The 21,337-nt window shown below is 42.9% G+C and carries 15 protein-coding genes and 1 riboswitch; of the genes, 4 read left to right on the top strand and 11 right to left on the bottom strand.

The features are described from left to right. Window positions 1–50 precede the first annotated feature (50 nt). From Q7S57_02700 to Q7S57_02685, 4 genes are all read left to right on the top strand, one after another. On the top strand, window positions 51–1,697 hold the full coding sequence (locus Q7S57_02700) for a DUF2079 domain-containing protein (GenBank protein ID MDO8512157.1): 1,647 nt from the start codon (window positions 51–53) through the stop codon (window positions 1,695–1,697). A gap of 137 nt (window positions 1,698–1,834) precedes the next feature. Beyond that, a riboswitch (cobalamin riboswitch) is annotated at window positions 1,835–1,971 on the top strand. An 80-nt stretch (window positions 1,972–2,051) separates the two neighbouring features. Beyond that, entirely contained in the window at window positions 2,052–2,612 is a 561-nt protein-coding gene (locus Q7S57_02695; protein MDO8512156.1) for a DUF4430 domain-containing protein, read from the top strand. A 3-nt stretch (window positions 2,613–2,615) separates the two neighbouring features. Then, entirely contained in the window at window positions 2,616–4,568 is a 1,953-nt protein-coding gene (locus tag Q7S57_02690; GenBank protein ID MDO8512155.1) for a prenyltransferase/squalene oxidase repeat-containing protein, read from the top strand. A gap of 108 nt (window positions 4,569–4,676) precedes the next feature. Further along, complete coding sequence (locus tag Q7S57_02685) at window positions 4,677–5,240, top strand: hypothetical protein (GenBank protein MDO8512154.1); 564 nt, start codon at window positions 4,677–4,679, stop codon at window positions 5,238–5,240. 301 nt (window positions 5,241–5,541) lie between these two features. Here Q7S57_02685 and Q7S57_02680 read toward each other — a convergent pair whose 3' ends face one another. The 11 genes from Q7S57_02680 to Q7S57_02630 all read right to left on the bottom strand — a co-directional run bounded on the left by Q7S57_02680 (window position 5,542) and on the right by Q7S57_02630 (window position 21,036). Further along, window positions 5,542–6,531 carry a virulence protein RhuM/Fic/DOC family protein gene (locus Q7S57_02680; protein ID MDO8512153.1) on the bottom strand — a complete coding sequence of 330 codons (990 nt, stop codon included), beginning with the start codon at window positions 6,529–6,531 and terminating at the stop codon, window positions 5,542–5,544. 235 nt (window positions 6,532–6,766) lie between these two features. Further along, a complete protein-coding gene (locus Q7S57_02675; GenBank protein MDO8512152.1) occupies window positions 6,767–7,069 on the bottom strand; it encodes a hypothetical protein in 303 nt (100 codons plus the stop codon). Between the two features lie 63 nt (window positions 7,070–7,132). Further along, window positions 7,133–7,975 (bottom strand): hypothetical protein, encoded by an 843-nt coding sequence (locus Q7S57_02670; protein MDO8512151.1) that lies wholly within the window; start codon window positions 7,973–7,975, stop codon window positions 7,133–7,135. 63 nt (window positions 7,976–8,038) lie between these two features. Continuing rightward, on the bottom strand, window positions 8,039–9,160 hold the full coding sequence (locus Q7S57_02665) for an ATP-binding protein (GenBank protein MDO8512150.1): 1,122 nt from the start codon (window positions 9,158–9,160) through the stop codon (window positions 8,039–8,041). Window positions 9,161–9,261: 101 nt separating this feature from the next. Continuing rightward, window positions 9,262–13,686, bottom strand: coding sequence for a carboxypeptidase regulatory-like domain-containing protein (locus tag Q7S57_02660; protein ID MDO8512149.1), 4,425 nt, complete (start codon window positions 13,684–13,686; stop codon window positions 9,262–9,264). 338 nt (window positions 13,687–14,024) lie between these two features. Continuing rightward, window positions 14,025–16,112 carry a hypothetical protein gene (locus tag Q7S57_02655; protein ID MDO8512148.1) on the bottom strand — a complete coding sequence of 696 codons (2,088 nt, stop codon included), beginning with the start codon at window positions 16,110–16,112 and terminating at the stop codon, window positions 14,025–14,027. After that, window positions 16,102–16,410, bottom strand: coding sequence for a hypothetical protein (locus tag Q7S57_02650; protein ID MDO8512147.1), 309 nt, complete (start codon window positions 16,408–16,410; stop codon window positions 16,102–16,104). Before Q7S57_02650 ends, Q7S57_02655 begins: the two co-directional genes overlap by 11 nt. Window positions 16,411–16,688: 278 nt before the next feature. Beyond that, a complete protein-coding gene (locus Q7S57_02645; protein MDO8512146.1) occupies window positions 16,689–17,726 on the bottom strand; it encodes a virulence RhuM family protein in 1,038 nt (345 codons plus the stop codon). A gap of 801 nt (window positions 17,727–18,527) precedes the next feature. After that, window positions 18,528–19,106, bottom strand: a complete 579-nt coding sequence (locus Q7S57_02640; protein ID MDO8512145.1) for a methyltransferase domain-containing protein — start codon at window positions 19,104–19,106, stop codon at window positions 18,528–18,530. Next, window positions 19,103–19,837 carry a glycosyltransferase family 2 protein gene (locus tag Q7S57_02635; protein ID MDO8512144.1) on the bottom strand — a complete coding sequence of 245 codons (735 nt, stop codon included), beginning with the start codon at window positions 19,835–19,837 and terminating at the stop codon, window positions 19,103–19,105. The genes Q7S57_02640 and Q7S57_02635 overlap by 4 nt, the downstream gene beginning before the upstream one ends. A gap of 32 nt (window positions 19,838–19,869) precedes the next feature. Further along, complete coding sequence (locus Q7S57_02630; GenBank protein MDO8512143.1) at window positions 19,870–21,036, bottom strand: hypothetical protein; 1,167 nt, start codon at window positions 21,034–21,036, stop codon at window positions 19,870–19,872. Window positions 21,037–21,337: the final 301 nt, after the last annotated feature.

Here is a 21,337-nt window from a genome sequence, read left to right as displayed (position 1 = left end):
GGGACGACCCCTGATTGATAATCGCCTACTCCCTTGCTACCATTACCATAATGATTAAAATACGCGTTATCGCGGTTAATATTGGAAAACATATTTTGCCTTGGTTGCCTTGGATTCTAATCGGGTTTTTCACCATCCAATATATTCGACTCGGAATCACCAACGAAATCCACCTCCATAACGGCGTGGACCTGGGCACCTACACCCAAATCCTCTACAACATCAACAACGGCAATATCCCACCCTTCAACACCCTAAAAGGTCAGGTGGCCTGGGGCGATCACGCCCACTTCATTATGCTTTTATTGGCACCAATCTTCGCGCTTTGGCAGGATCCGCGAATGCTAATCATGATACAAGCGATTGCGATCACAACCGCCGGCTGGGCACTATATAAAATTGCCCAAGATAAAATTAAAAATATTTTATTTTCTTTGAGCATTCTTTTTTCATACCTACTGTTTTTTGGCATTCAATACGCTTTGAATTTTGATTTTCACGCCAATGTCCTAACGTCTGCAATTTTAGCGTGGTCTTTTTATGCCTGGTATTTCAAAAAACATACTTTGTTTTGGTTCACCGTTATTTTGGGCTTAATTTCCCGCGAAGACGCGGCCTTATTTTATGTAATGTTTGGCATTTATATTATTTTATTTGAAACAGGTTTCCTGAAAAAAATAATTGTATCGATATATCGATACATAAATCGCGTCGTTTTTACGAAACGTAATAACGTAGGGGCGGACGTCCCCGCCGCGCCACTCCGTAGCTCAAGAGAGCGATGGGTGGTCCACCCGCGAGATTTTTTCAACAAAATCTCCACCCCCGCCTTTATTCTTATCATTATTTCCCTCATCTATTTCTTCGCCGTCACATACGTAATAATGCCAAAATGGACACCCGGTGGCGGTGCCCTCACCTATTTTGACGCCGCCGGATCAGAAAAAGGACCATTACATTTGGCAATATGGCTTATCTCGCATCCGATTAATCTTGTAAAAGAAATCTTTGCCACTCAAGTAAACCGCAACACATTCCGCCACCTGCTTCAATCATACGGCTATCTGCCATTATTAAGCCCAGTGGCCTACTTGATGACGGCACCAAATCTGGTCGCGCGCTTTTTGAGTCCGGAATATCAACGCCATCTCTTAGATTTTCACTACAACGCCAGCCTGGCCAGTATTCTTTGTTACTCAACAATTCTCGGCGCATCAAACATTTTAAAAGTACTCAAGCATTTTTCAACAAATATCTATATTAAATTTTTGGCGATAGTTTTAATCTGTGTCGGACTTTTAACCGGCACTTATTATTCTTCCTGGAAAGACAGTGATCTACCACTTCACCAACTTGGTCGTCCCGAATTCACCGAAACACGTTACCAACCCCGCCTTGCCGCCGGTGCCCTTGATATCGTTAAAGAAATGATTCCAAAAAACAAATCGGTTTCGGCCGCCAGCGGGCTCGTTCCTCAATTAAGTACCCGCCAATATATCTACAATTTCCCCGACCCATTACCAAAGCAACCACAATGGGTAGTATTAAGCGACCAATTTAACACCTGGCCATTACATAAAGGCGAAATGACCGAATACATCGATCGATATAAAGAAGACAAAGCCTATGAAATGGTCTATAGCGAATTCGGCATTTTTGCCTTCAAAAAAATCAACAATAAGCCACTGGAAAAATAACAAACAGCACTCTCTAAATATTATTCTTGTCTGATTTTTAGTGTGTTCGATTACATAAGCCCCCAAATTTTCAATTTTCAAATAATTTCCAATATTCAATGTTTAAATCGCAACTCGTTTGACGACTTCCCCAACTCTCGTTAAACTAGTTTTGTAGTTTAAAAACTCAAAGTCTATTTAAGTGAAGCGGGTGAAAATCCCGCGCTGTGCCGCAACGGTATACCCAGGTTTGTCCTGGGAAGTCCGGTCCTTAGCTAGATCAATTTCTCCCGAGCAGGAAAAGAATGTATTTGTGTCCAAATACATTACTAAATTCTGTTCGAAAGAACGGTATTTTTTTATTAATCGAACAATATGCCCCAACAACAAAACCGTTTTCGCGCTCTAAGTATTGAACTTATCACGCTCATAATATTAATTCCGTTAGCCCTGTTTCTCGCGACAAGAATTTGGCACAAACAAGAAAGTTCTAAAATTCAGTCCACACCAACTCCTAGCGTTGCAGACAAAATAGAGCTAATCGCAACTCCTACACCCGCTTCAAGCATTGAACCACCGGCAATTGCTGTTACCACAAAACCAAGCACAACCCCGATACCAGCCGGTCAAATCATCACCCTAAACTTTCAGGGACCAACTAATAATTTTTCTTATAAAATAACGGCGTCAAAAAAGATCACAGTAATCGAGGCAATGAAACTTGCTCAACAACAAGGCTTAATTTTAAAGACCAAAGATTACGGGGCACCGCTTGGATTATTAATCGAAGGAATTAATAATATTTCCAATGACACGAAAAATCAGAAATACTGGACACTTTATGTAAACAACGTTCGCTCTGCCGTTGGTGCATCCACCGCAACAGTTTTGCCAGGCGACACAATCACGTGGAAATTCGAAAACACGACACTCTAAAATATGCGCCGTTTTTCTCCTTTAATAATCCTCTATTTATCCTTTATCGCTTTTTTGGCATCTCCGACTAACGCACAAACCACTTTTAACCTCCGTATTGAAGGCAGTACCCAAACCTATTTCGACGGACCAGTTTCAATCGACGCGTGCGTCATTACCGATTCAGCAGGCAAAGAACATATATACGCAAAATCGGCCGCGTGTGGTGTTCTTGAAGCAGCCAATAAAAATCATTTTGATTACTCTTTTCAAGATTATGGTTTTGGCTTATTCCTAACCAAGATTGGCACGGACGATACGCCAACTGATTTCTCAAAATCCTGGGGTTTTTGGCTTAATGACGATTCTGCGAGCATGGGCCTTGATTCATACGCCCCAAACGCGAACGACAATATCCTTCTCGCTTATTCCAGTTATCCGGGAGTTCCTCTGCGCGTCACTATTCCTAGTGATGCAAAAGTCGGCCAACCAATAACAATAAAAATAGAAAAACGCACCGGCACAACCGACGCAAACTATGTTTGGCACGGCACATGGGAACCCGCTGTAGGAGCCACTCTCCATATTAATAAACTCTCGCTTATTATTCCGGAAAGCGGAACATTGACAGCGACCCTTTCCGACACAAGCAATGATATGTGGGCGGATGGCGAGGGTTTTGTACGTAGCACCCATACGTTGATTGCCGAGGCCGGTCCTCAGCCAACCCCAACCGAGACACCTTCACCCACCCCGTCACCCACAAGCACCCCAAGTCCAACGCCATCACCTACGCCCACGCCGTCCCCAGAAACAATTGATCGCATTGCTACAGCAAAAAAAGCGTTAACCTTTTTACGCGACCACCAAGAAAATGACGGAAGCATAGAAGGAATTACAACTTCAATCTGGAGCGCGATCGCTTTTGGTGCCAACGAAGACCGCGGAGAGACAATTAAAAGAGATGGGGCGTCGTTGCTTTCTTCTTTATTAAAAACAAAACCGGAATCGGCCACAGACATCGAAAGATTAATCCTCGCGCTCCGCGCCACCGGCCAAAATCCACGCAATTATCAAGGCATAGATTATGTACAACTTCTCAAAACCAAATATCACGACAATCAATTCGGAGAAACAACTTTATTAAATGATGATATTTTTGGCATCCTCGCTTTGCTTGCCGCGGACGAACCGGCAAATTCCAGTTATCTAAACGATTCCATATCCACATTATTAAAAAAACAAAACAGCAACGGAGGTTGGGAAAACATCGATCTGACAGCCGCGACTATTCAAGCATTAAGACGTTATAAACAAAACGACGGCGATGTAAACATTGATAATAATATTGACAAAGCAAAAAAATATTTAAAAGACAACCAGGACAGTAACGGTGGCTTCGGAGAAAATTCCGCCACTACCGCTTGGGGAATCCAAGCGATCATCGCCTTGAACGAAGATCCGACAGATTGGAATAAATCAAACAAAAATCCAATCACCGCGTTAGTTTCTTACCAAAATTCCAACGGCGGTTTTGGGTGGAAAACAAAAGATGACGTCTCGGCATTTATGACGGCTTACGCAATTCCGGCGTTATTGTATACACCATTACCAGTCACAAAACTTCGCGTCACAACAAGCAACACTGTTGCATCACCAAGTCCCACTCCAGCTACGACACCATCCGCTTCTCCAAAAATTATCAACCCAATTATAAACGTCAACGCCACACCAACAATTATACCCGCCACCGCGCCTCTAACGCGTAAAAATAATTCATCAAAAACAGGCCGTGTTGCTGGTGCGGAAATTATCGCCACCCCAACACCGAGTACCACTGTTGCGCCCACACCGGTTCAGCCCGCCCAAAAACAGAAAGAAAATAATAGCGCTTTCATGCTGGGATTAAGTTTCACCAACATTGGCATCGGTGTCGCACTTACCAGACTAATTGGTAAACTCCGCCCAATGTTTTAATCACCAGTCTTTACGAGTCGTCTCCTCCCTTTATTCAAAGGGAGGCTGGGAGGGATTCAGTCGTTACCGTCCTTCCAAAATCTTAACCTAACCATTATCATCAACCCTATGCTTAAAAAAATATTACCACTTATCCTACCAATCGGCCTCATCACCTTAGCCGTTCTGGCCCGTCTTATCCCCCACGCGCCAAATTTGGCCCCCATCGCGGCCGTCGCCCTACTTAGTGGCACAATGTACAAATTTCCAAAATCACTAATTCTACCGCTCGTTGCAATGGCAATTTCCGACTTCTTCATCGGGTTTAGCCCGTGGCCCATCACGTTGGCCGTCTATGGTTCATTCGCCATAGCAACATTACTTGGAACATTCCTCCGCAAGCGTGGTTTCTGGAAAATCCCGGCGGTAGCTCTGGCCAGTTCCCTGCTTTTTTACGTCATCACAAATTTTGTCGTCTGGTTAACGTCGGGAATGTACCAACCAACTTTCGCCGGTTTAATATATTGCTACATCAACGCCCTTCCATTTTTGAAAAACACAATCATAGGAGACATGACCTATACAATTGTAATATTCACATTAGTAAAAAATTATCTGCCATCACCATCATTAATCAAAATCAGTTCGATAATTTCCTCAAGAATAGAAGAAACTAAGACGGACACCCAATAAAACAAGAAGTATCATTCCTGCTCCGCCAACAGACGGGAAGCAGGCCGCCCATCGGGGCGAGCCCCGCTCTTCAGAGCGAGGCTCGCATGCGACGGCTCGCCTGAAGACGGGAATCAGCGTCGTTGCGATTCCTTCCCTTATTCAAGGGAAGGCGGGGATAGGTTTCGTCGTCGTCACCGCAATCCCGCCCGCGCCAATCGTTGCGTAAATCGTTTAGGATCCTCACAGGCTTCAGCCAGAGCCGGACCCTGATTGGCATCTATTCGAATATCATTTTACCGCATTATCAAAACAAGTTTTTCTATTTTCGCGTAATCAAATTCAAAATCAAGGCCACCACCTTATCTTTTTCTTTTGGATCACTGCTAGCCACGAGAATTGTTAAAGCCGTTAACGCCGACGGTGTAATTTTTGAAACATCCAGGATGTTTGCTTGCCTTAAATACCACACAAACGCAAAAGCACCATTTCTTTTATTACCATCGGTGAACGGATGGTTCTTCACCATAAAATACAGCAAATGCGCGGCTTTTTCTTCCACACTTGCGTACAGTTCGCGCCCCCCAAAAGTTTGCATAACATTTCCGATAATACTTGCCACGGCACCGCTATTTCTTTCCACTCCGAACATTTCCATGGCACTTGATTTATCGATCAATCCTTTTCTAAACCCTGCAAGACTAACGGATATTTTTTCAATCGTTAACGCAACTTTCTTTTTGGTCAGTTTTCCTTTCGGTAATTCTTCTCTATCATAAGCATCGAGTGACAACCACGTGTCCGCAAAAAGCGATACCAGTTCAACAGCATCACCGGCTTTTATATCGGTATCGACAGGAAGAAGCCCTTTTAAACTATCAACAACACTCAAAAAATGCGAATAATTTTTTGCAATACGCGTTTTATTAATTACGAAACCGTCAACAACGTAGCTTCGCAGTGTTTTTGTGGCCCATTGGCGGAATTTTGTACCTACAAGAGAATTGATTCTATAACCAACAGCGATAATTACATCGAGATTATACAGCTTTACCGTACGCTCAATTTCTCTACCACCCTCTTTTTGAACTTGTAAGGAATCCTTACAAGTTGCTTTTTCTTCTAACTCATCATCTTTGAAGATATTGCGCAAATGAATAGTGACGTTCTGTGGTGTTACGTCAAAAATCGATGCGATCTGTGCCTGCGTCGCCCAAATTGTTTCTCGTGAAAAATCACCACGCAACTCAATGGCGCCGTTTTTCGCTTGATAAATTAACAAATTTTTATTTTTCCCGATCTTTTTCTTCATAATTAAAATTATAACACACCTCCAAAAAACTAGCCCCGCCAACAGACGGAAAGCATAAATCCGCGCCGTCGCACAAAGCAATAGGGTCCGACCCTGATTGGTATCAATAAAGTTTTCGCCGTAGTATTCCTTCCCTTTCAGCGCCCCACATAACCTTGTGTGACGTGGGGATTCAAGGGATGTCGCCCATCGAGGCGAACCTCGCTTCGAGGGGCGGGGATGGATTCCGTCGTCCTCACCGCAATCCCGCGTTCCCCAATCGTTGCACCAAGGCCGTCAGAACATTCACTGTTTGTTGATTTAATTTCCCAGTGGCAATTAATTTCTCGACCTTATTCGCAAAATCCTGAAAATCTTCTTTAATTTTAACAAGCAAACTTACAGCTGTTTTTGTTTTTTTATTTGCCAGGGCAGTTTCATAAGCCCGCGCCCGTAAAAGCATTTCATTAACCGGCCCAACCAATAAATTAAAATCTTTTTTTGTTAATCCGCCGTCTTTGCGCCTGCCGGCCGTAGCCTCGGCGAAGGCTGGAGCCATCCGCCCGTTTGGCGGAGGCGCGGCAATCTCCCGTTCAAGTCGTTGTCGAACAGATAAAATCGTCTAACTCAATTTCACCCGCACCGTCGCCGTCCCCAGCACGGTTCCAGTTTTTATTTTAGCAGTATTGGGTCCGGATGAATCACCGGTTTTATTTTCCGTTGTATTATTATCGTCCGTCACGGTTATATCATTCGAACCTTTATCGGTTTCGTTTGCAGGTAAATCCACGCCGGCAGTTTCCGAAACCGTGGCCTCAAGCGTCTTTTCTTCTTCTTTTTTAATGGTGCCCGTATTTTCATCATCAAACACCCCATTGTCATTAACATAAGTTGAATCAACATAATAATCACCGGCGGTATTACCGGTTAGCTTGAGCGTATACTTCCCCACTTTTGGATTACGAATGGTAACGAGAATAATATCGTCAGGGTCAGAAGGATCATCATCAAAATTGGCGTTGTCTTCCCCGAGCTCGTTCTTCTCACGCGATAAAATCTTTCCATCAGGATCAATAATTTCAAATGTCACGTTTGGAGAAACAGAAAAACCTAAAACTGAATCCGGTTCCACGTATGGTTCATAACTTTCCGGCGTAGGGATTGAGTATGCACTATCAATTCCACCGGCCAATAAAATTCCATCATATATTCCAGGAATACTGAATCCAACCAACAACAACAAGACACTAATAAATAACACCTTTACAATTCTTCTCTTTGAAATAACTTTTCCATTTCTTTTGTCCTTTATTACCCACAACCAACAAACGACAAACAACACGTATGGTAAAACAAAAAATATTTTATCAGTAATAATTGTTTCCAGGGCTATCCACTTATCAATACTCTGAGTGTATTGGCTAGGATTCTCCCCCAACACCCTCAACAACATATCCACAATCATAATTATATTTTAGCACTACACAATAATTGTACAAACCCACTCCTCTTGCAAATTTCAGAAACCCTACCGCAGAAATTCCAAATAATTATCCTTGTTTATCAACTCAATCGTACTGTTGGGATAAGCCGTTAAAAATTCTTTTGGCTTAGTAAAATTACTTTTTTGCCACTTAAACTCAAAACCGGACAAAACACCACCCACGTCCTCAATATAATCAATTTCTTTGCCCGTACTGGTCCGCCAAAAATATGTATTCGCGGAAATCCCATGATTATTGTTTCGCTTTAATCTTTCACTCATCATATAATTTTCCCACAATGCGCCGACATCCGAACGCAGTGAAATCGGGTTAAGATTATTAATTAAAGCATTCCGTAAACCAAGATCATAAAAATAAATCTTGCGTTTCTTCTTCAATTCGTTTCGTAAATTTCGCGAAAACGGACCAACGCGAAAAATGATATAAGCTTGTTCTAAAATCCGAATATAGCTTTCCACCGTAACCTTATTGGCACCAACTATTTGCGCCAGCCCGGAAAAAGAAACCTCATTGCCAACCTGAAGCGCCAATGCCTGCAAAAGTTTCTCCAAAAGTTCCGGGTTCCGAATATCCTGATAAGCAAGCACGTCTTTATAAGAATAACTTGTCGCCAACTCTCTCACAATTTTTTCACGATCGGGCCCCGCAAAAACAACCCCCGGGTACATCCCAAAAACAAGTTGCTCCTCAAGTAATCTGCCAACCTCGACCGGAGAATGGATTTGAAATAGTTCTTCCACAGAAAAAGGATAAAGAAAGAACTCTGTTTTTCGACCGGTTAAGGGCTCGGAAATCTTTCCGGACAACTCAAAAGAAGACGACCCCGTGGCAATCACTTGGATCTCCGGAAAAGTATCGACAATAAGCTTCAGAGTCAGCCCGATATTTTTAACCCGTTGCGCTTCGTCAATCACAACAAGTTTTCGGGAACCGATAAAAGACTTGAGTTCAGTAGAGGTTTTGTCAATTAAAGCATTTCGAACATCCGGTTCATCACAATTCAAATACAAAGCCCCCTCATGCTTTGACATAATCTCTCTCACTAAGGTTGTTTTTCCAACCTGCCTGGCACCGTAAATTACAACTATTTTACCTTGAAACAAAGCCCCCTCTATCGCCTTTTGAATGTGTCTAGTAACCGACATATATGCTATTTAGGTTAGTATAATAACCTAAATATATACTTTTTACGTCACTAAGTCAAGTTTTGACCCTTTTACCCCCCCATCCATAAACAAAGCGGTTTTCAATAAAACCACTGCAATATTTTGCGATACCACGGCACCTTTACGGATTGAATTTTATTTTCCGTCTTTATTTCCGCCTCCGGCGAATTTGTCGACGCAATAATTGGCGCGACAATCACCGGTTCCGTGACAGCTGTTTCCGAAGATCCATTTGACGGGCTTGGCGTGGCAACGAAAGTGCTTTGTTTTTTAAACAACGAAGAAATTTTCTTTGACACCGAGTTCTTTTTTGCCGACAAGGGAGCCATAGTGTCCAAAACCGGCGTCGACTTTGGTTGCACGCTTGCTTTAACCAACTTACCCGACACCACCATCACTCGTTTTTCGTCAGTTGAATATTTAGCGAAACGCGTCACGATCGCGGCATTATAACGCGCGCTTTTTTGCGGAGCAGTAAGGACGACAAAATATTTTTTTCCGGACTTTTTTAACGTGTATTTTTTACCAAACACGTTTGCCGTGATGTATTCTATTCCTTTCAAAACGCTTGGCGTTACCGTCAATGAAAATCTCTGTCCGGGTCGCACAAACTTTTCCACAACAGAACCTCCGTCCGATCCGCCGCCACTACTACCCGAAGTTGACGACGATGTCGAAGTCTGTCGCGTCGTGGATGGGTTGGTTGAAGCCAACACGCCATAAAGCGTGAAGTGATCCGTGGTAATGGTTAAAGTATTATTTTCCGTATCTAACACTTGCCCGTCGACGGTTCGCCACGTAGACGTAGACGTATCCCAGTAACCGTTGCCCAACAGTGATTCCGCGGACAAACTTCCTCCCATCGAAGCCAAAATTTGCGCGTCCGTATAGGGAATCGTGATCGTCACGGAATTACTGAACGTTCCGGTGATTTCCGCGCCGTTGGAATCCAACGCGCTAATTTCATAACCCACGCCAATCGGCACCGAATTATCTTGCAAAGACATTTGCGCCGTGGGGGTGACCGTTAACGTGATATTGCTGGACGAATTGGACGAATCGCAAGTATCCACCGAAGAAGGAACAATCGTGTTTGCGGGAATAGAAACTTCCATTCCGTTTGACAAAGACAGCTTTTTCGCATTGGCGCAATTAAATGTGGCAGACACGGCATCGGGAACAGTAAAGGAAGCGGCCGCCAATGCCAAATTTTGCGTCGCCGTAGTTGTTCCGCTCAAATCCACTTCATAAACGTCGGAAAGATAAAATGAATTACCGGTTTCATACATCGCTCTCACGTACCACGTTTCTCCGCTCGTTACGTTTAGGCTGTAACTCCCATTTCCGCTAACAACTTCGTTGTAACGACCGGAACTGGAATAAGCCGTCACAAAACCGCCTTGATTGGCACCATTCAAAGTAATCGCGCCGGAAATAGTGGCGTTCGCCCGGCCGAAGGTGAAATTGGTGGTCGTCGGGACAGAGGCAGAAATCGTCACCTCCGTGGCCTGCGGATTCAAATAATTAACGGTCGTACCGCCTACCATCGCCTCGGGTGGGAAAAAAGCGGCAATTTTATAAGTACCTGCGGGCATATTTAACGAATATGTGCCATCAGAACCGGTCATCTTCCCCTCGGAGAACATCGGCCCAATACCCGGTTGGAAAGAAGACGACTTGCGGTTATCCACCGACACCCATACGCCAGCGAGCGGTGAACCGCTCGGGTTATAGACCGTACCGGAAACCGTGGAATCCGCGGAGCGCAAAACAACGTCTTTAGTTACTGTTGTGTTTGCCACGGCCGTCACGTTGTTTTCCGTGTTAGGAATACTCATATAATTATTGCTCGCCGGATCAATATGGTAACCGACCCGCCATGTTCCCGCGGCCACTACAACATCGACATAACCGGTAGTCAAATTAGCAGAATTAAACATTTTCCAAACATGGCCACCATTACCATTATCCATAAACACTTCCGCGAAACTTAAATTCGTAACTAGATTTCCGTTGCCATCTTTAAATCGCACGCGCACCGTAGCATTATTCGGTTGCACGGAAACGTCTACATTGGTATTTTGTCCGGAAACTGCCGTCACAGTTGTCATATTAGCCGGCGTGTAACCGGCGGAGTCCGTCGGAAAATCCACGCCGACGCGGTATGTACCGGCCGGCACCTTAATAGTAAATGTGCCATTAGAAATAGGACTGCCCATTCCCGCGCCCATCATCGGCCCCGCGTTATACGCGGAATTAGACTCCGCGAAAGCATAACCCCACAAATTAGACACAACCGTTTCGGTGCCCGCCGCAACCACGCGTCCGGTGATTGTCGCGTCGGCAATTGACATTTTAAAATTATTATTCGCGCTGGACGCGCTATCGGAAGTGATATTCACCGTCGTCGGCGCACCGCTATAAATATAATTCGTCGAACTTTGCGAATATCCGCCACCCATCATTCCCCTATCCGCCATCACATTCACTACCCACGTACCCCTAGTGACATTTAAGGTAAATTGCCCTTTCGTCGCCTCGGTGGCGGAAGAATTCGTATTCGCCCAGTCCCCACCGCCCATCGACCCGCCCATTCCGCCGGACGATTCGTCAAACTTCCGTCCCATTTTAAACGCTTCAACACGCATATTGCCAACACCCTCGCCGGCATCATATGAATTATTGCCGTTAGCATCCGCCCAAACCATTCCTGTAATCCGCGCCGCTTTTTCCACCAAAGCAAGATCGCCTAAAGCGTTGGTTCCCGACGTCACCGTGATTGTCTGTGTAGCAGGCGTTCCGTAACTTTGATCCCACGTGTTAACTTTCACATTATACGTGCCGGACGGCACCGCCACCGAAAACGCACCCGTTTGCCAATTTACCGAAGCGTAGGAACTGCAACCATCTTTGGAAAAAAGATCCACGGAAGCGTTGCCCGACACCGGACTGCCGTTCGGATAAGTAACACGGCCGGTGATCGTCGCGGCCGTCCCTTTGACATCGAAATTATTACCGGTCGAACTTTCCACCGTATTGCCAGTGGCAAAAGACACGCTTTTGGATTTATCGCAATAAATCCAGTCCGCCGTTACGTCATCATTAGGGTCGCCATTAAAATTGGCCATATAGTTTACGTCCGGCATCAGCATCCACGCGCCACCGCCCACCTGCAACGAATATGTTCCGTTTCCCGCCGTTGTTGTTTGCGCCATCCCCGAACCCATCATTTTGAACGCACGTATTGACGCGCCGGAAAGCGCCACCCCGTCTTTAGTAACCGTACCGGAGATCGTCTTTGTGGCCAAGGCGTATTCGACATTGCCCAAATTATGCGGTAAACTCGCCGCTGCCGTAGTGATTTCTCCGTAAGTAACCGAACCGTTTTCGTTGACGGTAAATTCAATCGCGCTCGGCTCGTTTAAACCCAAATAATTCGCGGAACTAAATGGCAGACGAACCTCCAACCGATACGAACCCGCCACTAAACCGCCAAAACGAAAGACGCCGTTGGCGTTGGTTTGCGTGTATTTTGAGCGTTGCGGATTGAAGGACGCGTCCATCAGATTCACCGACGCGTCAGCCACCGCGCTTCCGGCCGCCGCCACGCAATTTGTGCAACCGGCCGGCACTTTTACCGTCCCCGTAATTTGCACCCGCGTCAGCGCGACCGCTCCCAAAGGCGCCTGGGTATAATCAACGGTGGAACCCTCCGTAAGCGCCACGTTGCTTACTGAAACGGCATTGGAATAAGTACTGCCGTCCGGCGCGAATGCTTCGATTATATAAGTTCCATTACGCGATTCTCCTTGCGCCCCGTAAATGTCGCTCGCGAATATATAAGCTTTGCCATCAATGCCGGTGTTTTTTCCCCCGCTCGCCGTGTAATTTGACGTATGAATCCAAACATTAGAGTTGGCCGAAGCCGTTGAACCATCTGGCTGGACAACCTTCACTTTTAACATCGGTGTTCCGATTGGTTGGTGTGGAGCCGTCGCCGTCGTTGCTTGATTATTTTTGGAATCCGCAACGTATGGCCAATAAGCTCCTTCGACACTCGGATTCGTCACTCCGCTAAGTTGCGCGGTAATTTGCGTCGAGGCGGAAATCGTGCCACTGACGGGCAAGTTAACATTATCGCAATTGTTCGGATTTGTTTGGATCGCGCCGAATTGGCCGGAAATGTCTTCGCTGGATCCATTCACAATACTAACGACGGTGGCATTGCAAAAATTCACCGAAGTTCCCCAATCTCTCTGCAAGCCCAGTGTCACATAGTCGGAATCAACGCCGAGCAACTGCGCGGCTGTGGTAAACGTATAAGTATAGGTGACATTCTGCGCGGATGCCACCGACGAGCTTACACTGAACGCCGATACGGTTATTGCCGCGGCCCCGGCTTGACGAATAAACTGTTTTGCCAAATACGCACCACCACCAACCAAAACCACGACAAAAAAAACGACGACGGCTTTAATCACGAATCTTAAAATATTTAGTTTCATTTGTTTATGTTAATAACAATTCTACCTTTATTATTACCCTCTTGTTAATATTGTCAAATTACGCGAGCTCTCTGCCAAACATGGTGGTGGTAACCGCTCACAGTCAGAGATGTAGTGAGCATAAGATGGATAGGGTATTTACGTCAGTCGCCTTAGCGTCACATCATGTCATTCCTGCCTCAAGCAGGAATCCGCGTAGCCGTTACCTCCCTTTCGTTAAAGGGAGGCGAGGAGGGATTCTGTCCTCACCGCAACCCCGCGTTCCCCAACCGCTGCGTAAGTCGTAGAGGGTCCGTCCCTGCACGCCAGGGTCGGACCCTGATCGGCATCCGTCGTCCTCACCGCAATCCCGCGTTCCCCAACCGTTGCACCAAGGTCGTCAAAACATTCACGGTTTGTTGATTCAATTTCCCAGTGGCAATTAATTTCTCAACCTTGTTAACAAAATCACCATAATCGCCTTTTATTTCCTGCAATAATTTCGCGGCAACTTTTGCCTTCTTAGTTGCCAAAGCCGTTTCATAAGCCCGCGCCCGCGAAAGCATTTCATTCACCGGCCCAATCAATAAAATATAATCCTTCTTCTTCAGTGCGTCGCCAATACGCCGTTCGTCTTTGCGAGGCGCCGTTGGCGCCGAAGCAATCTCCCGCGTCAGTCGTTCTTTAACCCCAAAAATAAGTGCGGACAATTTCACCCGCACCGTCGCCGTCCCCAGCACCGAACCTTGAACATTTTTTGCCCGCCACGACGGCGGGTCCGCCTGATGGCGGAAAGTATTAGCACCAGATGAATCACCAGTTTTATTTTCCGTTGTATTATTATCGTCCGTCGTGGTTGTATCATCCGAACCTTTATCGGTTTCACTCGACGGTAAATTCACTCCAGTGGTTTCCGAAACGGTAGCCTCCAGTGTCTTTTCTTCGCCTTCTTTAATAGTTCCCGTGTTTTCATCATCAAATACACCATTATCATTCACATAAGTTGAATCAACATAATAATCTCCGGACGTATTGCCGGTAATTTTCAGAGTATACTTCCCCACTTTTGGATTACGAATGGTCACAAGGATAATATCTTCATTATCTGTAGGATCATCATCAAAATTGGCATTGTCTTCACCAAGATCATTCTTATCACGCGAAAGTATTTTTCCATCTGGATCAATAATTTCAAACGTCACGTTCGGAGAAACAGTAAAACCTAAAACTGAATCGGGTTCCACGTAAGGCTCATAACTTTCCGGTGCAGGGATTGAGGACGCACTTTCAATTCCACCGGCCAATAAAATACCATCATCCTCTGCCCTGGCCGTAAAAGATGAGAATATATTAGCAAAATACTTTTTACTTAACTCGAAAAACACTAACACAAAATCATCGTCTTTGGGCGCACTGACGATTTTATACACTTCCTCTCGCGCGAAGTTTGGCAAATCAACGTGTTCGACATTTACAGCCTTGTACATAGATGGCTCGATACTTTCCAAAGATGCACTCGAAAACAAAACAGTTTTATCACCTTTTGCGGTATTAATGTAGCTTGTGGAATCAATCGGTTTTCCATCGCGCCAACGAAGATTTGTTTTATCATCATCACTTTCCTTTGTTAGATAAATTTTATCAAGAGTGTTTATTTCCGCCCCGCTAATTGTCGTAACTTCAACATCTCGACTCTTCAGAAGATTACGACCATTGCTCAAGGAATTAAGAAACGTATTTTGCTCTTTTCGATCCCAGGCAGTCACTGCTACACCGTCCTTTTTCGTAAACGAGTAAATTGGCAGAAGGTCTTTTAGTCCGGGAAAGAACTCGCGGAAAGTCTGCGGGCGAGTGAGATCTTTTTTGTTATGAGTTTTTTTGAGATTTTTTTCAATGGTACCTACGTATCTTTGAACAAAAAAGTTCCAGTCGTTCGGATATTCCCCACCTTCCCAAGCCACATAAGCACTCCCTGCACCAAGATTTGGAGTGCCTAGCATAACCAATCGTAAAACATCATAACCATAGCCGCTACTCTGAATGTAACTGCGACTTACAAGACCACCCATGCTGTGCGCAATAATATCAACCTTATTTTTGCCACTTTTTTCTTTCGCTTCTTTGACAATCGGAACAAGATAGTTTTTGGCTGAATCTTCCGCAGATTTACGCCAATCATAATAAGCAATAAAGAGGGTTTTTCCTTCTTCGTAACCATTTTTCTTCAGTAGTTTTATTAAATCCTTATAGTAATTTCCACCAAATACAAATCCCCACTTACCACCACTTTTGTCCTCATTCATTAATGGTTTATTAAAGGAAGCCAACATGCCGGGAACTATTATAACCGGACGTTGAATTTCTGTAGCAAAAGCGAAAGAAGAAGTAAAGAAAAAACTAAAACTTAATAATGCAAAAAACACAAAGTTTAACTTTTTACATGCCATAATAACTACGAATGGCTAATACTGCAAAAACGTATTCAATTATTCCCGGAAGAATAAAACCAATACCAAGTAAAAATAAACTGACCACGATAACCTTAATAATAGTGCTCCGATTTGTTGTTTTTTTCTTCCACATTCTTACTCCAAGCCAGACCCACGGGATTAAAAACAAAACATAAGGAAGAATAAGATAAACTACATCTGCAAAATATATCGACAAACTAACCCACTTATCACTATTGTGTTGAAACTGACTAGGATCAACACCAAATACCCTCAACAACATATCCACAATCATACTTAAATTATACCGCTAATTATTTTACAAACCAAATCAGATACGACTATGAAAACGACAATGGCTACTCACACATCTAAAAGATGGCCGATAAACGCCGTCTTATTTTATGAACAGTCGGGAGATTGCTTTATCGGTAACCCTCGCAGGGTCTGCCTCGCCTCGGGCGTTGGCTCGCAAAGACGTAATCTTTTACAACCTTCTTACAGAACTATGTTTTGCGTATAACCCGTCGTATTCCCTCCCTCATATCAGGATGAAACCACACCGATATGCGACTATTTTTTCTTTTTGATTTCCAATAACTTTTTTACTTCGCGGTCGAAGTCGGAGACGTAGTTTTTGTCTTGTTCTATTCTGAATTTTTCGTATTCTCCCAGCGCCAAAACTTCAGCCACTGCATGACTTACCTTACCCAAATCCCCCAAGATATTACGATCATTGAGTTTTAAAAATTCACTTAACTTTTTATCCCAATCCAGCATGAACATTGCTTGCTTACGCTTCGCTTGCGACTCAGCAAAGATAAGATATTGCTCAACTATATTATTGAGACCCGCGAGCTCTTCTTCATCTAGATAATTTTTAGCAATTACCACATCAGTTTTACGAATTGCGCCTTGCGGACTATTTTTCCAGTTAGTGAGACCGATATTTGGCTTAGCACTACTTACGCGACCGGTAATGATTTCTGCAGCCGTGCTACCTGAAATGGCGAAGTGTAATTTATTTTGTACGGTGGCAAAAAAATGTTGAGCTTCAGTGCTATTTTTGTCATAGTCCACACTGCACTGCGCGTAAATATCGGTGATTTTTTGGTAAAATCGACGCTCGCTACTGCGGATGTCCGCGATACGAGCCAGTTGCTCTTCAAAATAATCCTGGCCAAAAGTGTAGTTGGGAGTTTTCAATCGCTCATCATCCATCGTAAAGCCCTTGATGATGTATTCTTTCAGTCGTTCTGTCGCCCAAATCCGAAATTGTGTCGCCTGTTTACTATTTACCCGATATCCAACCGAAAGAATCGCATCGAGATTATAAAACTTTGTCTTGTATATTTTTCCGTCATTGGCAGTATGTTCCAAAATGGAACTAACTGAATTTTCTCTTAACTCACCACTCTCGAAAATATTGTTCAAATGCTTGGTAATCGCCGGTCTTTGCGTACCAAACAATAAAGCAATCTTGTCTTGCGTCAGCCAGATATTTTCATTTCGTAAAAATATTTCAACTTTTACGTTACCATTCGGCGTAGTATAGAGAATAAATTCCGTAAAACTGTTATTTGGGATATTTTTTCGCTTATTGTTTTTCATATGTTTATGAAATAATTATAAATCGTTCGTGTTTTGTTTGCAAGAGGCGTGTTGCGGATGTTTTTTTGGAGGCGACGGACTCTGGACGAGGGCACGGTTGGCCTGTTCTGTCTCTTTTCGTGTCTTTGCGAGCCATCGCCCGAGGCGAGGCAGACCCTGCGAGGGTTGTCGATAAAGCAATCTCCCGTATATCGTGAGGAGATTGCTTCGTCGCTTCGGCTTCTCGCAATGACGACGTCTGTTTTATAGAACCCTTTGGCTAGAACGGACCAACCGTGCCTAGACACCCACCCCAATTCCCCACAATATTCACTTCATGCCCAGTAATACAACTGCCAATTTATTCATAGTAAATCAACCCTCCACACTATAAGCCAATGCCCAATAATTTACTTAATCTAATCCACCTCTTTTGCAAGCGATTCGAAATCGCTTGTATTGGCAGTTGATATACCAAGGATGGCCAAATACTTAATCATTGGTGGCGCCGGCTTTATCGGCAGTAATATCGCTCGCGAACTTGTGAAAAATCACCACGCAACTCAATGGCGCCATTTTTCGCTTGATAAATTAACAAATTTTTATTTTTCCCGATTTTTTTCTTCATAATTAGATATTAGAATCTTAACACACCTCCAAAAAACTAGCTCCGCCAACCGGCGGGAAGCGGGCCACCCATCGGGGCGAGCCTCGCCTGATGGCGGGAATCCGCATCGTCGCGCAAAACAATAGGGTCCGTCACCGGCTTCAGCCGGGGCCGGACCCTGATTGGCGTAATAAAATATTCTTAACCACTATTATCTATTTATGGGCAATGACAAAATTGTTCATAAAAAGTTGAAAATATTTGTGTTGACAATAGGAAAACCCTGCATCATTTATATATTTTCTTAAACTTTTTTCGTCAAAGTAGTGCTTATGATCAGCAATTTCTTGTTTACTGATTATCCCAAGTCCAAAAGATAAAAACTCAAGAACGGGTTTAGCGCGCTTACTTGGGGTTGTAAGAAGCAAAATACCTCCGGGCTTAAGAACCCTTTTTATTTCCTTTAACATTTTTTCTGGGTTAGATAAATGCTCTAAATTAGCCAATGACACAACAACATCAAAAACATTTTCTGCAAAACACAGTTGGTCTTCTAAGTTTCCTCTCACTAAACGAATTTTTGGCGAATTACTCGCATTTACGGAAATATCAACCCCTGTTCCAGCCCCCAAATCAGTTTCAATATACTTTAGAAAATCACCATTATATCCGCAACCCAAATCCAAAACGTTTGAGTTTTTATTAATATGTTTTTTTATTTTATTAAATCGACAATAACGAAGCGGTCGCTCCAAGAAGGCCTCTTTTCCCTGACAATGCGAACCAGCCCTCATTTGAATAATGTATATTTGATTATACAATAAATTGTCTCCACTCCGTCCACCCAATTGATTTTTTTTCCTTCCTCATATGTTCGCCCATTATATGAAATACCAACCTCATATATTCTACATTTTCTTTTTTTGGCAATTTTAGCAACTTTGGCGGTAAATTCCGGCTCAAAACCAAATCGCTTTGACTCTAGTCCCGGTAATATTTCATTTAAAATCTCTCTCGAAAAGACCTTATAACCCGTTTCCATATCCGTTAAATTAATATTTGTTAAAATATTTGAAAATCTCGTTAATATTTTATTGAGTACATAATGCCAATAATACAAAACCCGATGGGGACGCCCGGACATAAGCCTGGAACCGTACACAACATCAGCGTCCCCAGCAAGTATCGGCGAAAGTAAAATGGGATATTCGCTGGGTGAATATTCTAAATCGGCGTCTTGAATGATTATCACGTCACCAGTGACATTCCTAAAACCGTTTTTCAGTGTGGCACCTTTGCCTTGATTAATTTTATTAAGTATGACCTTGTGTTTGCCTACATAATTATTCAATATTCCCACAGTTTTGTCGGTGCTAGCATCATCGACTAGAATAATTTCTTTCTCTAATCCACAAGCATCCGCTGTCTCGATTTTTCTAATAATTTCGGAAATTGTTTTTTCTTCATTGAATATTGGCACCACAATACTGATCTTTTTGAATTTATTGCACAAATTTTCATTCATAATTATTCCCACTTAAAACATTAAACCACCGATCAACTAAGGACACTTTTTTGAACCAATTTGATTTTATCAAAATGATACAAGTATTCTCTCAATCCAATTGCCGCAAAAATAATTACTAGTGGCATTATTGCACTTAGAAACCTACCATCCCAATCTTCGAATGTTAACATAACTATTATTGTTTGCCCTAATAAATATGACATAATTAAGACTTTTTTGGAAAAATCAATTTTACTTAAAAAACCTATTCCGGCAAAAACATAAATAGGAAAATATGAAATTACTATCAATAAGTTGTGAGCGTTTGAATAAAACGGTTTTACATGCAATAAAAAATAAAATAACTTCATTCCTGCCAATTTGATTACAAAAATGAAATTATTCTTAACAAAAAGCAGTATTTCAAACAATGAGTTCCGTTCGAAATAATTATTAATTTGGATATTTTGTGGCACAGAAACACTTTTTTCACTGTATCCCCAAATGATCTCACCCTTTAAAAAAGTGTCCACAACCCCCATTTTATTAGCCATACTATCAACCACATGAAACGAAATTGGTGCACTCAATACAGATAATCCAATCAACAACAAAAGAATTCCATATCTTTTATTGTTCCATAAATATAGCGCCCCATAAATTATCAATGAAATCAACAAAACAAAACCTGTTGGCCTAATAAAAGCAGTCCAAAGTACAATCGGAATTACATAGAATAATTGATAAAAGTTTTTAAAACGCAAAATTAAGTAAAGAGAAATAATGGTCATACTTGAAAAAAATGAATCGGTCAAAATATAGAAATCCCAAGTATGAATATCCAGAAGACAAAGATATAGAATAGCGGAACAAAAAGCAGCTAATCTATTTTTACATAAAGAAAAAGTAATGTGATACAAACAAAGAGCAGAAATTAAAACTAATACCACCTGAACAAACACCACTTCACTGTCCCCCAAATCAAATGAATATATTATTGCAACAAACAAATTATATCCCATATATGCGGAAGCCATTCCTTGTGGAATAACTCGTTCATGAACAAGATGATTAGCCGCATCAATATATCTAGTAGAATCACTCCCGTAAGCTACGCCCAAAAAATGAAAAAGTGTGAACTGAATCATTAGCCAAACAATACAAATAACAAGAACTACTTTGTGTTTTTGCATTAGAATGAATAATTTATTTCCCATTGTATTCGACTATTTGATTGCAATTTACAGAATAAGTCAAAAAATTTTCACACCATTATTTTCGTCCACCAAGCAACAGAGATCAAATCTAATCCACTTTTTATTCATTGCACAAGCGCATGAAACTGACAATGGACAACTTACGCGCCTCCCCATATTATTGACGTTATGCCCAGTAATACAACTGCCAATTAGTTTCGATAACTAAACTATTTCCTTATACGACACCCATGCCCAATAATTCACCAAACCTAATCAACGTCATTTACAAGCGATTCGAAATCGCTTGTATTGGCAGTTG

The sequence above is a fragment of the bacterium genome (assembly GCA_030647555.1).
Classification (GTDB): domain Bacteria; phylum Patescibacteriota; class Andersenbacteria; order UBA10190; family CAIZMI01; genus CAIZMI01.
This window is presented reverse-complemented; position numbering and strand designations above follow the sequence as displayed.

Coding starts and splice junctions, on each gene's coding strand:
- Q7S57_02700 (MDO8512157.1), top strand. CDS start 51: ATGATTAAAATACGCGTTATCGCGGTTAATATTGGAAAACATATTTTG.
- Q7S57_02695 (MDO8512156.1), top strand. CDS start 2,052: ATGCCCCAACAACAAAACCGTTTTCGCGCTCTAAGTATTGAACTTATC.
- Q7S57_02690 (MDO8512155.1), top strand. CDS start 2,616: ATGCGCCGTTTTTCTCCTTTAATAATCCTCTATTTATCCTTTATCGCT.
- Q7S57_02685 (MDO8512154.1), top strand. CDS start 4,677: ATGCTTAAAAAAATATTACCACTTATCCTACCAATCGGCCTCATCACC.
- Q7S57_02680 (MDO8512153.1), bottom strand. CDS start 6,531: ATGAAGAAAAAGATCGGGAAAAATAAAAATTTGTTAATTTATCAAGCG.
- Q7S57_02675 (MDO8512152.1), bottom strand. CDS start 7,069: ATGGCTCCAGCCTTCGCCGAGGCTACGGCCGGCAGGCGCAAAGACGGC.
- Q7S57_02670 (MDO8512151.1), bottom strand. CDS start 7,975: ATGATTGTGGATATGTTGTTGAGGGTGTTGGGGGAGAATCCTAGCCAA.
- Q7S57_02665 (MDO8512150.1), bottom strand. CDS start 9,160: ATGTCGGTTACTAGACACATTCAAAAGGCGATAGAGGGGGCTTTGTTT.
- Q7S57_02660 (MDO8512149.1), bottom strand. CDS start 13,686: ATGAAACTAAATATTTTAAGATTCGTGATTAAAGCCGTCGTCGTTTTT.
- Q7S57_02655 (MDO8512148.1), bottom strand. CDS start 16,112: ATGGCATGTAAAAAGTTAAACTTTGTGTTTTTTGCATTATTAAGTTTT.
- Q7S57_02650 (MDO8512147.1), bottom strand. CDS start 16,410: ATGATTGTGGATATGTTGTTGAGGGTATTTGGTGTTGATCCTAGTCAG.
- Q7S57_02645 (MDO8512146.1), bottom strand. CDS start 17,726: ATGAAAAACAATAAGCGAAAAAATATCCCAAATAACAGTTTTACGGAA.
- Q7S57_02640 (MDO8512145.1), bottom strand. CDS start 19,106: ATGAGGGCTGGTTCGCATTGTCAGGGAAAAGAGGCCTTCTTGGAGCGA.
- Q7S57_02635 (MDO8512144.1), bottom strand. CDS start 19,837: ATGAATGAAAATTTGTGCAATAAATTCAAAAAGATCAGTATTGTGGTG.
- Q7S57_02630 (MDO8512143.1), bottom strand. CDS start 21,036: ATGGGAAATAAATTATTCATTCTAATGCAAAAACACAAAGTAGTTCTT.